The following is a 12,995-nucleotide window of genomic DNA, read 5'->3' on the forward strand; positions in this document are numbered from 1 at the left end:
ACGCTCCGGCTTCAGACCTGAAGGATGGATGATACAAGCAGCTGGGTGTAGGGCTCGCGCGGATCGTCGAGGACCTGATCGGTCAGGCCGCTCTCGATGACCTCGCCCTGGCGCATGACCATGATCCGGTGCGACAGCAGGCGCGCGACGGCAAGGTCGTGGGTGACGATGATCACCGACAGCCCGAGATCGCTCACCAGCCGGCGCAGAAGGTCGAGCAGGCGCGCCTGCACCGAGACGTCGAGACCGCCTGTCGGTTCGTCCATGAAGACGAGGCGTGGATGGGTGACCAGGTTGCGGGCGATCTGCAGGCGCTGGCGCATGCCACCCGAGAAGGACCGCGGGTCGTCATCGATCCGGTCGGCCTCGATCTCGACGCGGCCAAGCCAGTCGGTGGCGGTCTCACGGATGTTCCCGTAGTGGCGCTGGCCGACGGCCATGAGCCGTTCGCCGACATTCGCACCGGCCGACACCGTCATGCGCAGGCCATCGGAGGCATGCTGATGGACAAAGCCCCAGTCAGTGCGCATCAGAAGACGGCGCTCGGCTTCGGTCAGCTGGTAGAGATTGCGCATCGTGCCGTCGCGCATGCGGTACTCGATGGCTCCGGCGGAAGGGGCGAGGCGGGTCGACAGGCAGTTGAGCAGGGTGGTCTTCCCGGATCCGCTTTCCCCCACGATGGCCAGAACCTCGCCCGGCCAGAGCTGGAAGTTGACATCCCGGCAGCCGATGCGGTCACCGTAGAAGCGAGTCACACCGTTGACGTTCAGCAGCGGCTCGTCGTTGGATTGAAAGGTCGTCATTGCGCGCCCTCCTTGCTTCCGGACAGAACAGAGGCGGCAGGATCCGCCGCCATCGGGCCAAGGTGTCCGGCCTCACGCCGGTCTTCGCAGAAGTCACTGTCGGAGCAGACGAACATGCGTCCGCCCTTGTCATCGAGAATGACCTCGTCGAGATAGACGCCTTCGGCGCCGCACAGGCCGCAAGGCTTGTCGAACTTCTGCACTTCGAACGGATAGTCGTCGAAATCGAGGCTCTTGACCTTCGTGTGCGGCGGGATCGCGTAGATCCGCTTTTCGCGGCCGGCCCCGTAGAGCTGCAGCGCTTCCATGTCGTCCATCTTCGGATTGTCGAACTTCGGCGTCGGCGAAGGGTCCATGACATAGCGGCCATTGACTTCGACCGGATAGGCGTAGGTCGTGGCGATATGGCCGTTCTTCGCGATGTCTTCGTAGAGCTTCACATGCATCAGGCCGTATTCGGCCAGGGCGTGCATCTTGCGGGTTTCGGTCTCCCGCGGCTCCAGGAAACGCAAGGGCTCGGGAATTGGAACCTGGAAGACGATGATCTGGTCGTCGCGCAGGGTTGCTTCCGGGATGCGGTGGCGCGTCTGGATGATGCTGGCCTTTTCCGTGCTGGTCGTGGTTTCGACGCCGGCTGTCTTTTCGAAGAACCCGCGGATGGCGACGGCGTTTGTGGTGTCATCCGAGCCCTGATCGATCACCTTGAGCGTATCGGCCTGTCCGAGAATTGCCGCTGTGACCTGAACGCCGCCCGTTCCCCAGCCATAGGGCATGGGCATTTCACGCGAGGCGAACGGCACCTGATAGCCGGGGATGGCGATACCTTTCAGGATCGCCCGGCGGATCATCCGCTTGGTCTGCTCGTCCAGATAGGCGAAATTGTAGTTGCCTTCGTCAGGTCCGGTTGTTGCCGTCATCGGCTGTGCTGAGAGGGTCATTCGGCAGCCTCCTTGCCGGAATGTTGAAGATCTTCCTGGCGTTCACGGGCGGCGAACCACTCGGCGCGCATGCGGCGAACCAGATCGAGTTCGGCCTGGAAATCGACGTAGTGCGGCAGTTTCAGGTGTTCGACGAAGCCGGTGGCCTGGATGTTATCGGAGTGGGACAGAACGAACTCCGTGTCCTGCACCGGGGCGGTTTGTTCCTCGCCGAGCTCCTGCCAGCGCAGGGAGCGGTCGACCATGGACATGGCCATGGCCTTGCGCTCGACCTGACCGAAGGCGAGCCCATAGCCGCGAGTGAACTTCGGCGGAGCCTTGGCGGAGCCGGAGAACTGGTTGACCATCTGGCACTCGGTCACCTTGATGCGGCCAAGAGTGACGGCAAAACCCAGTTCCTCGGCAAAGAACTCGACTTCAACCTCGCCAAACCGTATCTCGCCCGCAAACGGGTGGCTGCGGGCGTATCCGCGCTGGGACGAATAGGCGAGGGCCAGGAGAAAGCCTTCATCGCCGCGGGCAAGGTTCTGCAGGCGCAGGTCCCGGTCTGCCGGGAAGGACAGCGGTTCGCGGGTCAGATCACCCACGGGAGTTCCGGGTTCCGGCAAGGGATCGGCTTCCATCAGGCCCTCGTCTGAAAGAAGGTCCGTCACGCGCGGCATCGGTTCGTCCAAAGCCGTCTGGCGGGGCGCCTCTTCCGGGAGGTCGTCCGCCTCCGCCGCGAGCGCAAAATCCAGAAGACGATGGGAATAGTCGAAGGTCGGCCCGAGCAACTGTCCGCCGGGTAGATCCTTGTAGGTAGCGGAAATGCGCCGCTCCACCTGCATCTTGGCCGTGTCGAGCGGTTCGGAGTAGCCGAAACGCGGCAGTGTCGTTCGATAGGCGCGAATGAGGAAGGCGGCCTCGATCAGGTCGCCGCGGGCTTGCTTGATCGCGAGGGCGGCAAGGCCCTCGTCATAGAGGGAGCCTTCGCCCATGACCCGGGCCACGGACAGGGCCAGCTGTTCGACGATCTGATCGACGGTCAGCGAGGGTACGCTTGTGTCGCCGCGGCGGCGCTTGGCCAGAAGCTTGTGGGCGTTGCGAATGGCCTTCTCGCCGCCCTTGACTGCAACATACATGGGCTCAGGCCTCCGTTGTAGAAAGCTGGGAAATGCTGGTGGAGCGCGAGATCGCTGCCAGTTCGGTCTTGCCCGCGAAGATCACATCCACGCCGCGCGGAAACTGGGCATTGTTCGCTTGCATCTGGGTCCAGAAAGATGCCGGAACCGGCGTCGTGCCAAAGCGCGTGACCGATTTGATCCCAGGCCCCGAAAGTTCCAGGCCTTGCGGTCCTGTGAAGCTCTGGCCCATCAGGATGATGGTGGCCGAGCGGTCGGGATATTCCGGTGTACCTTGTGCGAAATTGGCCAGGTTGGTGAGTTTTTCCGGCGTGCTGACCAGCGCGAAGGCGGCGTCCACCGGCATGTCGACAACGGGTGCCCCGGTGTGGAAGCGCAGGAAGGCAACCGCATCCGGCGAATGGGCGAGAGCCGGATCCAGCCAGAACGGGGTGTCGTAGTCGAGAAGCGTCAGCGCGATTGCCGCGGCCATCGGTGTCAGGGGCGCGGGGACCTGCGACAGTGGCGGGAGGAACGACTGAAGCGTGCCGGGGCGGGCCATGGCTTGCATCACGGCACGAAAGCACTTCTGTGCGTCCTGAACCGGATCTGCGAAGCCGGGAGCAAGACGGGCTGTGGCGGACGCTGCCTCGGACAGATGGGTGGAATACGTCATCAGTCGTCTCCGCGAACCATGGTGAAGAAATCGACCCGCGTTGCCGCGGTTTCCTCGTCAACCTGCTTGCGCTCTTCCAGCCGCAGGTTTTCGAGTGGCGCAACGACCTCGCTCTCGACGGTGGCCGTCATGTCCGGCATCTGCCACAGGGCGTCGGCGATGGCGGCATTCAGGCTGTGCTGCTTGTTGCGGCCCAGGATGTAGGAACTGCCGGTCTCGCCGCTTTCCATCCGCACGACGCAGCGTGTGACGGTGACTTCTCCAAGATTGAACGGGCTTCCGGTTCCGCCCATGCGGCCACGAACCATGACCAATCCGGTCTCCGGGGTGCGGATGACGTCATGGGCAGGAAGCGAGCCCAGCTTGGCTAGCGCCTCCTGAAGTGTGTCGGGAGCGGCGTCGGACAAGACGGCCATGACAGCCTTGCGGCGAAGCTGGGCGCTCGCTGAGTCGCTCCGGCTATCGGGTTGTGTGCTCTGGGCGGACATTGTTGGATCCATCTGGCAGCGTCCCTGAAAAGAGGACTTGAGCAAATCATCGATTTGTCTATTTGTATAGACGAATTTTCGAATTGACTCTCTGCTAGCGGGATTTGATGACGGACACATGACGACGCAGGTAAAAATCGATCGCGGAGCGGGAATTGCCGTATGGCGGCAAATCGCGGAATGGCTGAAGGCCGAAATCGCAGCCGGCACCTATGCCGAGGGTGCGCGCGTGCCGACGGAGGCCGATATTGCAGGCCGCTTCGACGTCAATCGACATACGGTTCGCCGTGCCATTGCTGCGTTGACCGCGGAAGGTATCCTGCGGGCAGACCAAGGCCGTGGTACCTTTGTCGCGGCCACGGCGATCGACTACCCGATCCGGAGCCGTACCCGGTTTTCCGAGATCATTTCCGGGCAGGACCGCACGCCGAGCGGTCGGATGATCGGCAGCGGCACAGAGCCGGCCGATGCGTTGCTGTCAGAGGCCCTTTCCGTGCCTTTGGGTACCCCACTCTTGCGCATCGAGACCCTGCGGGTCGTCGATGGAATCCCGGTCCTCGTCGGTACAAGCTGGTTCGAGCAGGCCCGGTTTCCGGGGCTTCTTGCCGCCTATGCCGAAACGGGATCCTTCACCAAGGCATTGAGTGTCTGCGGTATCGATGACTACACGCGAAAACAGAGCAAGGTGACAGCGGAGCTTGTCGATCAGGAAGATGCGGCCGTGCTGGGTCTGGTTTCCGGCCAACCGGTCCTGGTTGTCGAAAGCCTGAATGTCGATCCGCAGGGAACAGCAACCCAGTACACCCGAACGCGCATGGCGGCAGACCGCCTGCAGGTCGTGATCGAGAATTGAAGTTCAATGGCCGTCCGTTAGCGCCAGAATTTCGGTGCGGCGCTGGCATCGGCCCAAAATTCCCGGGCATGCAGCCACATATGCTGCGATTGAGCCTCGTGCCAGCCGACCGCATAGCCGGCGACAGGTCCGATGGCGCCTCGAGCCTTCGGGACTGTCAGAAGCTTTTCCGCAATTGCGACGTCGTTGAGATAACCGAAGATATCCTGCAAGCGCCGCAGTTGTTTCAGGAACGGTTTCACCTTCTTCTTCGGGTAAAGGCCGCCGAAGAATTCCACTCCGTAGCGCAGCTTTTTCAACGCCTTGCGCATCTCGTGGCGCTCTGGGATCGTCAGATCCTCAATCCGCTTGCCGTATGAAGCGACTTTTTTCCACTGCCTGTCGAGTGCGGAGCCTGCAAGGGATTTGACCGGTGCCGCCAGCCGATCGGTCTGGTCGCGCATCTCCGGAGCGAGCCAGCCACGCGTTTCGGTGTAGGCAGCGAGTGCGAAGATGAAGCGATTTACCTCCTCACTCGCCAGATAGGCGGCAACGTCCCTGGCCGTCTGCCCCCGAAGCGTTGCCAGTTGAGCTTGAAGGGGAGCAATCGCGAGGCCATCCGGCAACTGATCGGCCAGGGGCGCGACGATGTCATCCTTGAGAGCGTCGACGTCCCTCAGTTTTCCGACTTCCGCTGCAATCGTCTTCGCGAGGTTATCCAGCGGAGCGAGCGTGTCCCGGTTTAGCGTGGGACGGAATAACCGAAACGCGCTGCGCAGGCGTCTGAGGCCGATCCGCATCTGGTGCGGCCCTTCCGGATGGTGGTTGTCGAGAATGCACGCCCGGTTCGCTGCGATCTGTTCCAGGCAGGAGCGAAGAACATCTCGAAAGGCCTGCTCGACCGTGGTTCCCGGCTCAAGATCGATCTTGCTTGTCAGGTGCGGTGTCAGGCGGTCGGTGTCCTCACCGCCGGCAAGGCGGAAGCCGCGTTCGGACTTGCTGCAGGGAGAGAACCGGAACGGGGCCGGTCCCAGCAGACCGCTGGCTGCAAGATACAGGCTGGCGGCACTTCCTGCCTGAAGTTCCAGCTCGACCTCGGACAAGGGGCTACGCTTGTCGCCGGCGATGATCTCGCCATTGTCGAAAGCGACCTCGATCCGTGCGCCGTTGTCGTCCGACAGGATGCGTTTGGTCCGCCGCATCACCGTTTCACAGGCCTCCGACAAGGGGGAGCCGCTTAGTGTGTCCAACAGAAGGCTGAGCGCGTGCGGATCGTCTATCACCTTGAAGTCAATGGCGCGTCCCTCGACCGGATGCTCGACCTCAATGGCCGAAGACAACCCTCCGAAAACACCGGTGCCGATCTTGGCGGTCTGTAGCCATCCCTTGCCCACCTTGCGTACACGTAGCGAGATCCTTGCGCGGCGAAGCGCTTGGTCCTCGGTATCGAAATAGATGGAATGAAGGGTTTGGGTCACCGCCCGGGAGGAGGTGAACCCATCTGGGACGGGGACCTGTTTTACGAGGTCCCGCCAGTTTGGAAGGACTTCGAGCTTGAGCTCGATTTCTCGTTCTGATTTGGCCATTGACGGAAGCGTAGTGGAGCCGCTGGTCGCTGTCCAGAAACCGAGTGCGGCCTGCGGCGTCTCGTCAACCCAGGCTGTTGCCTGTGGGAGCCTTGTCGAGACCGGCCATTCGCCTCAGTTTGCCGACCGCGCGACCGAGGAAATGCAAGTAGGGCGGCAGCACCCGACAGCTGAAGGCGATCTTGCGCACATAGTGTGGAACGTCCCAAATAGCCGAGGTCCCGGCCGGGAAGTGCATGGTTGTTCCTGGCCTGCCGACATAAACTTGCCCGTCATTGTCGGTGATGACGACTTCGCCGTCCAGAATGAGAACGGTCTCATCCCATTCGAAGTACCACCTGAACTTGCCCTTGGTACATGACCAGTGATCAATGCTCGACCAGCCGCGATTGCCGCTGACGAGATTGTGGCTCTTGGCTTGGGGGGTGCCTTCGATGATCCACTCCTGCCGGATGGGGGCATCCTTCATCAGGTCCAGATTCAGCAGCGCGTAGTCGAACATGCCTTCGATGGCACCGTTGCCCATGAGATCGGTACGGCTCTCATATGTCGGCAATTTTCTGGTTTCGGCTGAAGCTGACATTTGGGCTGACCTCCCGACCCTCGCCTGATTGTATTGGCGGACCATAGGCGCATTGCGCTCAACAGCAGGTTAAGGCCTTCGCGGCCGCTCGCAAAAATTGACGGGACGCCGGTGGTCCGGGTGCAACAGGGAATGAGCTTGCGGGAGATCTTGGAGCGCCGGGAAAGCGCTATCAGTTCGCCAAGTGGTGCCCCTGGCCCGACTCGAACGGGCACTTCCGAAGAAAACGGATTTTGAATCCGTCGCGTCTACCAATTCCGCCACAGGGGCCCTGTGCGAAGTCGCTGGATAATAGCTACCGCCATCGCGGCGTCAATCCTTTCAGCGAGGTTTCCTCGGTCTTGTTTCAAACTGCAGTTCGGTAGGCATAGACGCCGGATGACAAGCGCTCTTGTCGCGTCTCAGCGATGGTGACTTTCGATCCGCAAGAGGCTATGGAAAGGGCATGTTGCGCCGCTTATACGATTGGACCTTGTCCCTCGCGTCCGGCCCGCGCGCGCCTGCTGCGCTCGGCACGGTATCCTTTGTCGAAAGCTCGGTCTTTCCGATTCCCCCCGACCTCCTGTTGATCCCGATGGTGATCGCCCGCAGGGAGGCCGCGTGGAAGTTTGCGCTCCTGTGCACGGTCATGTCCGTTCTCGGCGGTATCGCTGGATACCTGATAGGTCAGTTCCTGTTTGTCCAGGTCGCCGAGCCAATCCTGTCCTTCTACGGCTACCTCGACAAATTCGAACGATTCAGCGAGATCTTCAATTCCTGGGGTTGGTGGTTCGTCTTCATCGCGGGCCTGACCCCGTTCCCCTACAAGGTGATCACCATTGCCGGTGGCGCCACGGGGCTGAGTCTGCCGGTCTTTATTGCGGCTAGTGTGATTTCGCGCGGCATCCGCTTCCTGGTGGTCGCAGGCCTGATCTACCACTTCGGACCGCCGATCCGGGATTTCATCGAGAAGCGCCTCGGACTGATGTTCACCGTTTTCGTCGTGGTTCTTGTCGGCGGCTTTGCACTGATCAAGTTCCTGTAGGGTCGGGGAGGTCTCTCATGCGTCTGCTCACTTGCCCGAAAGTCCTTGCCGCCCTTGTACTCGCGACGGGACTTGCGACGATCGGAACGGCCTGGGGCTTTCAGATCATCGGAGGATACATTCCCTGTGCGCTCTGCCTCGAGCAGCGTGTGCCTTACTACACCGCTCTTCCCCTGACAGTCTTTGCCTTGTTGTTGATGTGGCGCGGGCGACCGGTTCTCGCCGCCTCACTCATGCTGCTCGTCGCCTTGATCTTTGCCTACGGCTCCGGACTGGGTATCTACCAGGCGGGAGCCGAATGGGGTTTCTGGCTGGGGCCGAATGATTGCGGCGGCGGCAGCTTTGCGCCGACAAGCGCGTCCGGCTTGCTTGGTGATCTGAAGAAGGTCCGGATCGTGAGCTGCACGGAAGCGAGCTGGCGCATGTTCGGTCTCTCTTTCGCCGGGTGGAATGCGGTTGCCTCCGGCGGACTTGCCGTCCTCGCCCTGCTGAGCGCCTTCTTCAGCTACCAGCGCCGGGGCGTTTGATGAGCGGCCGCCACGACGACCAGGAACAGAAACGTCAGGATGCCTTGCGGGCAATCGACCGTGTCGAGGCGGAAAGCGAGACGATTGCCGGTTCGACATTCGTGCGCATGGCGCGCCAGGCGCAGGATCATTTCGGGGCGGCGGACAAGGACAGCGAGGACGCAGTAGAGATCTGGGGGACAAGGGTCGGCCGCGGAGCCGGGCTCGTTTTTGCCATTGGTCTGGTCATCTATCTCGCCGTCACCTACCTTTGAGGGGCGGGTGGCATCGCATCCCCCGGGACAACAAGAAACAATGGAGTTGAGCGATGGCGTCGATCTATCCCAGGCGCATGAGCGGCTGGGCTGACAAGGTCGCTCCGGGACTGGATATATTCGAGGCTCTTGCCAGCGATACGCTCGCGGCGTTGCCGCATCACATTCTTGAGCAGTGCGGCAGGATCCAGATCAGTCTTGCCGAATATCCCGATGACGCGGTGCTGGATGCTCTTGGAATCGAGGATCCTTATGACCTTCTGGGCCTGTTCGAAGGCAATGGCCTGACAGAAGGCGCTGCGGAGCTCGTCACGGGTCAGATGCCCAACCGGATCTGGCTGTTCCGGCGCCCGATCCTCGACTATTGGGCGGCGAATGACGAAACGCTCGGCGACGTCGTGGCCCACGTTCTTGTCCATGAGATCGGCCATCATTTCGGCCTGTCGGATGACGATATGGACAAAATAGAAGCCGCCACGGACTAGGTGCCCGCAGCGGCTTTAGGAACTTCCTGCAAGTCCGGGCCGGTCTTACTCGGCAGCTTCGCCCTTGGCGCGCTCGATGGACTCGAGGATGAGCTTCTTGGCGGTCTCGACACCTTCGACACCGATCACCTTCACCCACTTGCCGGGCTCCAGATCCTTGTAGTGCTCGAAGAAGTGCTTGACCTGCTGAACGGTGATCTCCGGCAGATCGGACACGTCGTTGATGTTGTCGTAGCGCTTGGAGAGCTTGTGGCTCGGAACCGCAAGGATCTTCTCGTCCTGACCGGACTCGTCTTCCATCAGGAGAACGCCGATCGGGCGGCAATTCATGATGGCGCCGGGAACGATCGGGCGCTGGTTTACGACAATCACGTCGATCGGATCGCCGTCGCCGCACAGGGTGTGCGGAACGAAGCCGTAGTTTCCGGGATAGCGCATCGGCGTGTAAAGGAAGCGGTCGACGTACATGGCGCCGGCATCCTTGTCCATTTCGTACTTGATCGGTTCGCCGCCGACGGAAACTTCAATGATGACGTTGATGTCTTCGGGCGGGTTCTTGCCGATCGGCACGGCATCAATACGCATGCTGCTTGACTCCTGTTGTCTGTTGCTGGGTCTATTGCAGGGTGAGGGAGCGAGCGCAAGCCCTTATTGCTGCGATGCAACCTTATGATGAACCTTGTGATGTGTTGGTCCCATGCAAATGGGGCAATCTCGGGAGAAATGAGTAGGCAAATGGTTACCAGACTTGCCACCGGCTTCGCACTTGTGCTGGTGCTCACCGGCGCAGGCAAGATCAACAGCGCCTGCACCCAGATCACCCTCTAGAACTGCGAAGAGTTGAGCGTGCCGTCGGAAGAGGGGTCGGATCGCGGGCCCTGGAGCTACGCCGGATACAAGGGGCGCAGCGTCTGGGCAGCGGAGGGCGACCTCAGGATGTTCGTTTCCTTTGGCGACAATCCTGATGCCAATGTCCCCGCGCATGAAACTGTCGACAACTTCACCGGCGCTTTGCCCTAATCGTTCCGAAGGTGTTCGGGCCAGCCGTAGATCGACAGCTCGTAGCGTTGGCCCTTGATCAGGTAGGACGAATTCGCGGTGAGCTTGCCGCCGGTCGCGCGGTAGAATGCGCGGGCCGGTTCATTGACCGAGAGCACCTGCACGGCCAGTCCGTTCAGGCCCGCTGCGGACAGGTCTCTGCGAATATCCTCAAACAGCGTGCGGCCAAATCCCAGGCCCTGGTGTTCTGGAAGCAGGTAGAGCTCGTAGATCTCACCCTCGTAGCTGAGGTTGGGAATGCGGCATGTTCCGAACGTACCGTAGCCGACAGTCTGGCCGCTGACTTCCAATACCTTGATCCTGACACCGCGCGCGAGCGCCTGCCGCCACCATTGCGGCGGCCGCCGCGCGATCAGGCGATCGAGTTCGACGCCGTTCAAGAGTCCGCGATACGCACCCAGCCAAGCCGCGCTGTGTATGGCGGCAAGGTCTTCGCAATCGGGCGCTTTGGCGTCGCGCAACTCGATGAAGGCTGTTTCCATCATCAAACGATACAGGACGTTTGGAGGAAGCAGAAGTAGGATTGCGTTGGATATGAAAAGGGCCGGCATTAAGCCGGCCCTTCAGTTGCCCTGATGTTTCGTACGCAAATACCTGATCCGATCAACTCTGACCCCGGGGGGCTGGGGGGCTAATGCGTTCCGAAGCCGAGTGCTCAGGATCCATCAGGGTATGATTTCAATATGGATATCCAAAGTGGCTTGCCAAAGGCTGGAATGAGGCGAAAACGTGATTTTTTCTCTGGTTTCGGTGGAAGGGTCGGCAGTCGTAAAAACCGGCAGACTTGCCAAAGGACTGCGCTCTTGGGCATCATGACAATCTGATGACCGCGCGGTGGTTCAACCGGCAGCGATTTTTCGTCTGCGTAGCAGGTGTCAGGAGGGGAGCAAGGAGGCGCAATGAGCGATACCGAAGACGATTCCTTTCTCTCGGAGAATGCGCGGCAAGCACCTGTCAGCCCGCGGTCGGCACCATCCCTGCCACCTTCTCCACCACCGAAGCCGCTGGTGTCCTTCAATCGCCGTGAACTCGATACGATCCTGCGTCTTTACGGACGAATGGTCGCCGACGGTGAATGGCGCGACTACGCCATTGACCTTCTGAAAGACCGGGCGGTGTTCTCCGTTTTCCGGCGTAGCTCTGAAATGCCGCTTTACCGCATCGAGAAGGATCCCAAGCTCGCCCGTCGTCAAGGGGCTTATTCAGTGGTGGCGGCAGGTGGCATGATCCTCAAACGCGGGCAGGATCTGGCCCAGGTGCTGAAGGTTCTGGAAAAGAAGAAGCACCTGCGTCTGGTCGACGCCTGATCAGTATTTATCGATCTGAGGCAGTCCGTCGGTTATGTCGTAATAGTCGCCCTTGTCGGCGACGAAAATGTGCTTCGTCACTTTGAGGCCGGTCGGCGAGTCCACGCACCCTGCGGCGATGCTGACGCTACTTTCGTTGTTCATGCGATAGAACAGGCTCGAGCCGCAGAATTTGCAGAAGCCTCGTTTCGCCCAGTTAGAAGACTCGTACCACTGGAGGCCTTCGTCGCAACTGAACTCGAGTGTTGTCGCAGCTGCCTGGGTTGCGGCCCACTGGTGGCCGCTGGTTCGGCGGCACTGGCTGCAGTGGCAAATAGTGACCTTGTCGCTTTCATTGTCGGCGGAAAAGGCAACCTTCCCGCAATCGCAACTGCCCTTGATCATCTCTTCCTCCAAATGTCTTCTTCTGAAAATCCCGGCATTCATCTTGCCCAGCCGGCGACGAGGTTTTCAAGGCGTGCGACGAAAAGAAAAGGCCCGATCTGGTGACCGGGCCTTGGCTTGCTCTGATTGATGCGATCAGCGCTTATTCGCGGTTGCCGAACAGCTGCAGCAGCATCAGGAACATGTTGATGAAGTCGAGGTAGAGACGCAGGGCGCCCATAACGGACTTCTTCGTGGCAACTTCGTAGCCGTCACCTTCGTAGTACATTTCCTTGATCTGCTGGGTGTCGTAGGCGGTGAGGCCGGCGAACACGAGAACGCCGATCACGGAGATGGCGAACTGCAGGGCGGAAGAAGCCATGAAGATGTTGACCAGCGACGCGATCACGATACCGATCAGGCCCATGAACAGGAACGAGCCCCAGGCCGACAGGTCCTTCTTGGTGGTGTAGCCGAACAGGCTCAGCGCACCGAAGGCTGCTGCGGTGATGAAGAACACGCGCGCGATCGATCCGCCGGTGTAGACCAGGAAGATCGAGGACAGGGAGATACCCATCACGGCCGCATAGACCAGGAAGGTCATGCGCGCGGCGGATGCGCTCATCGACTGGATGCGGAACGACAGGAACATGACCATGCCAAGCGGGGCGAGCATCACGACCCACTTGAGCGGCGAGCCGTAAAGCGCCATGCCGAGCGGGGTCAGTGCCATGCCACCGGCAGTTTGTTCAACCGCCAGGAAGACAGTGCCGAGCGCAAAGAAGCCGGTCAGCGCGAGGCCAAGCGTCATGTAGTTGTAGACGCCCAGCATGTAGGACCGCAGGCCCTGATCGATAGCTGCATCGGCATGAGTGCCGGCCACCGAATACGTCGCCTGGGAATTTCGGTCAAAGGTCGACATTCTTAACTTTCCCCTTTGTTGTCGTTTAGCCGCGAGGAGAACCTCGCA

The 12,995-nt window shown here is 60.7% G+C and carries 18 protein-coding genes and 1 tRNA gene; 7 read left to right on the forward strand and 12 right to left on the reverse strand.

Annotation, left to right across the window (positions count from 1 at the left end):
* Nucleotides 1-11: 11 nt before the first annotated feature.
* Genes phnK through phnG form a run of 5 tightly spaced genes read right to left on the reverse strand, consistent with a single transcriptional unit; the run spans nucleotide 12 to nucleotide 4,005 of the window.
* On the reverse strand, nucleotides 12-803 hold the full coding sequence (gene phnK / locus ACN0SY_RS12600) for a phosphonate C-P lyase system protein PhnK (protein ID WP_417687527.1): 792 nt from the start codon (nucleotides 801-803) through the stop codon (nucleotides 12-14).
* Complete coding sequence (locus ACN0SY_RS12605; RefSeq protein WP_417687528.1) at nucleotides 800-1,741, reverse strand: alpha-D-ribose 1-methylphosphonate 5-phosphate C-P-lyase PhnJ; 942 nt, start codon at nucleotides 1,739-1,741, stop codon at nucleotides 800-802. The genes phnK and ACN0SY_RS12605 overlap by 4 nt, the downstream gene beginning before the upstream one ends.
* The gene (locus tag ACN0SY_RS12610; protein WP_417687530.1) at nucleotides 1,738-2,862 is read right to left on the reverse strand and encodes a carbon-phosphorus lyase complex subunit PhnI; all 1,125 of its coding nucleotides are present in this window, start codon (nucleotides 2,860-2,862) and stop codon (nucleotides 1,738-1,740) included. Before ACN0SY_RS12610 ends, ACN0SY_RS12605 begins: the two co-directional genes overlap by 4 nt.
* A gap of 4 nt (nucleotides 2,863-2,866) precedes the next feature.
* Nucleotides 2,867-3,517, reverse strand: a complete 651-nt coding sequence (gene phnH, locus ACN0SY_RS12615; protein ID WP_417687531.1) for a phosphonate C-P lyase system protein PhnH — start codon at nucleotides 3,515-3,517, stop codon at nucleotides 2,867-2,869.
* A complete protein-coding gene (gene phnG / locus ACN0SY_RS12620) occupies nucleotides 3,517-4,005 on the reverse strand; it encodes a phosphonate C-P lyase system protein PhnG (RefSeq protein ID WP_417687533.1) in 489 nt (162 codons plus the stop codon). Before phnG ends, phnH begins: the two co-directional genes overlap by 1 nt.
* Before the next feature lie 118 nt (nucleotides 4,006-4,123).
* On the opposite strand from phnG, the gene phnF reads away from it, so the two are divergent.
* Nucleotides 4,124-4,858, forward strand: coding sequence for a phosphonate metabolism transcriptional regulator PhnF (gene phnF, locus ACN0SY_RS12625; protein ID WP_417687535.1), 735 nt, complete (start codon nucleotides 4,124-4,126; stop codon nucleotides 4,856-4,858).
* A 17-nt stretch (nucleotides 4,859-4,875) separates the two neighbouring features.
* Here the strand turns inward: phnF and ACN0SY_RS12630 are convergent, their stop codons facing one another.
* The 3 genes from ACN0SY_RS12630 to ACN0SY_RS12640 form a co-directional block, all read right to left on the reverse strand.
* Nucleotides 4,876-6,423, reverse strand: a complete 1,548-nt coding sequence (locus ACN0SY_RS12630; protein ID WP_417687537.1) for a CHAD domain-containing protein — start codon at nucleotides 6,421-6,423, stop codon at nucleotides 4,876-4,878.
* Between the two features lie 64 nt (nucleotides 6,424-6,487).
* Entirely contained in the window at nucleotides 6,488-7,006 is a 519-nt protein-coding gene (locus ACN0SY_RS12635; protein WP_417687539.1) for a cupin domain-containing protein, read from the reverse strand.
* Nucleotides 7,007-7,191: 185 nt separating this feature from the next.
* Nucleotides 7,192-7,276, reverse strand: a tRNA-Leu gene (locus ACN0SY_RS12640).
* Between the two features lie 175 nt (nucleotides 7,277-7,451).
* On the opposite strand from ACN0SY_RS12640, the gene ACN0SY_RS12645 reads away from it, so the two are divergent.
* Genes ACN0SY_RS12645 through ACN0SY_RS12660 form a run of 4 tightly spaced genes read left to right on the forward strand, consistent with a single transcriptional unit; the run spans nucleotide 7,452 to nucleotide 9,296 of the window.
* On the forward strand, nucleotides 7,452-8,030 hold the full coding sequence (locus tag ACN0SY_RS12645) for a YqaA family protein (RefSeq protein ID WP_417687541.1): 579 nt from the start codon (nucleotides 7,452-7,454) through the stop codon (nucleotides 8,028-8,030).
* A gap of 17 nt (nucleotides 8,031-8,047) precedes the next feature.
* Nucleotides 8,048-8,557, forward strand: a complete 510-nt coding sequence (locus ACN0SY_RS12650) for a disulfide bond formation protein B (protein WP_417687543.1) — start codon at nucleotides 8,048-8,050, stop codon at nucleotides 8,555-8,557.
* Nucleotides 8,557-8,811 carry a hypothetical protein gene (locus ACN0SY_RS12655; RefSeq protein ID WP_417687545.1) on the forward strand — a complete coding sequence of 85 codons (255 nt, stop codon included), beginning with the start codon at nucleotides 8,557-8,559 and terminating at the stop codon, nucleotides 8,809-8,811. Before ACN0SY_RS12650 ends, ACN0SY_RS12655 begins: the two co-directional genes overlap by 1 nt.
* A 53-nt stretch (nucleotides 8,812-8,864) precedes the next feature.
* Entirely contained in the window at nucleotides 8,865-9,296 is a 432-nt protein-coding gene (locus ACN0SY_RS12660; protein ID WP_417687547.1) for a metallopeptidase family protein, read from the forward strand.
* Nucleotides 9,297-9,341: 45 nt separating this feature from the next.
* Here ACN0SY_RS12660 and ppa read toward each other — a convergent pair whose 3' ends face one another.
* Nucleotides 9,342-9,881 (reverse strand): inorganic diphosphatase, encoded by a 540-nt coding sequence (ppa, locus tag ACN0SY_RS12665; RefSeq protein WP_417687549.1) that lies wholly within the window; start codon nucleotides 9,879-9,881, stop codon nucleotides 9,342-9,344.
* Between the two features lie 261 nt (nucleotides 9,882-10,142).
* Here ppa and ACN0SY_RS12670 point away from each other — a divergent pair, with 261 nt between their 5' ends.
* Nucleotides 10,143-10,316, forward strand: a complete 174-nt coding sequence (locus ACN0SY_RS12670) for a hypothetical protein (RefSeq protein ID WP_417687551.1) — start codon at nucleotides 10,143-10,145, stop codon at nucleotides 10,314-10,316.
* Here ACN0SY_RS12670 and ACN0SY_RS12675 read toward each other — a convergent pair.
* The gene (locus ACN0SY_RS12675; RefSeq protein ID WP_417687553.1) at nucleotides 10,313-10,906 is read right to left on the reverse strand and encodes a GNAT family N-acetyltransferase; all 594 of its coding nucleotides are present in this window, start codon (nucleotides 10,904-10,906) and stop codon (nucleotides 10,313-10,315) included. The two genes, ACN0SY_RS12670 and ACN0SY_RS12675, sit on opposite strands and share 4 nt — an antisense overlap.
* Nucleotides 10,907-11,254: 348 nt before the next feature.
* On the opposite strand from ACN0SY_RS12675, the gene ACN0SY_RS12680 reads away from it, so the two are divergent.
* Nucleotides 11,255-11,662 (forward strand): DUF2794 domain-containing protein, encoded by a 408-nt coding sequence (locus ACN0SY_RS12680; RefSeq protein ID WP_417687555.1) that lies wholly within the window; start codon nucleotides 11,255-11,257, stop codon nucleotides 11,660-11,662.
* Here the strand turns inward: ACN0SY_RS12680 and ACN0SY_RS12685 are convergent, their stop codons facing one another.
* Nucleotides 11,663-12,046, reverse strand: coding sequence for a GFA family protein (locus ACN0SY_RS12685; protein WP_417687557.1), 384 nt, complete (start codon nucleotides 12,044-12,046; stop codon nucleotides 11,663-11,665).
* 142 nt (nucleotides 12,047-12,188) lie between these two features.
* The gene (locus tag ACN0SY_RS12690; protein WP_417687559.1) at nucleotides 12,189-12,947 is read right to left on the reverse strand and encodes a Bax inhibitor-1/YccA family protein; all 759 of its coding nucleotides are present in this window, start codon (nucleotides 12,945-12,947) and stop codon (nucleotides 12,189-12,191) included.
* Nucleotides 12,948-12,995: the final 48 nt, after the last annotated feature.

Source organism: Roseibium sp. (genome assembly GCF_048261595.1).
In the GTDB taxonomy this organism is placed as follows: Bacteria; Pseudomonadota; Alphaproteobacteria; order Rhizobiales; family Stappiaceae; genus Roseibium.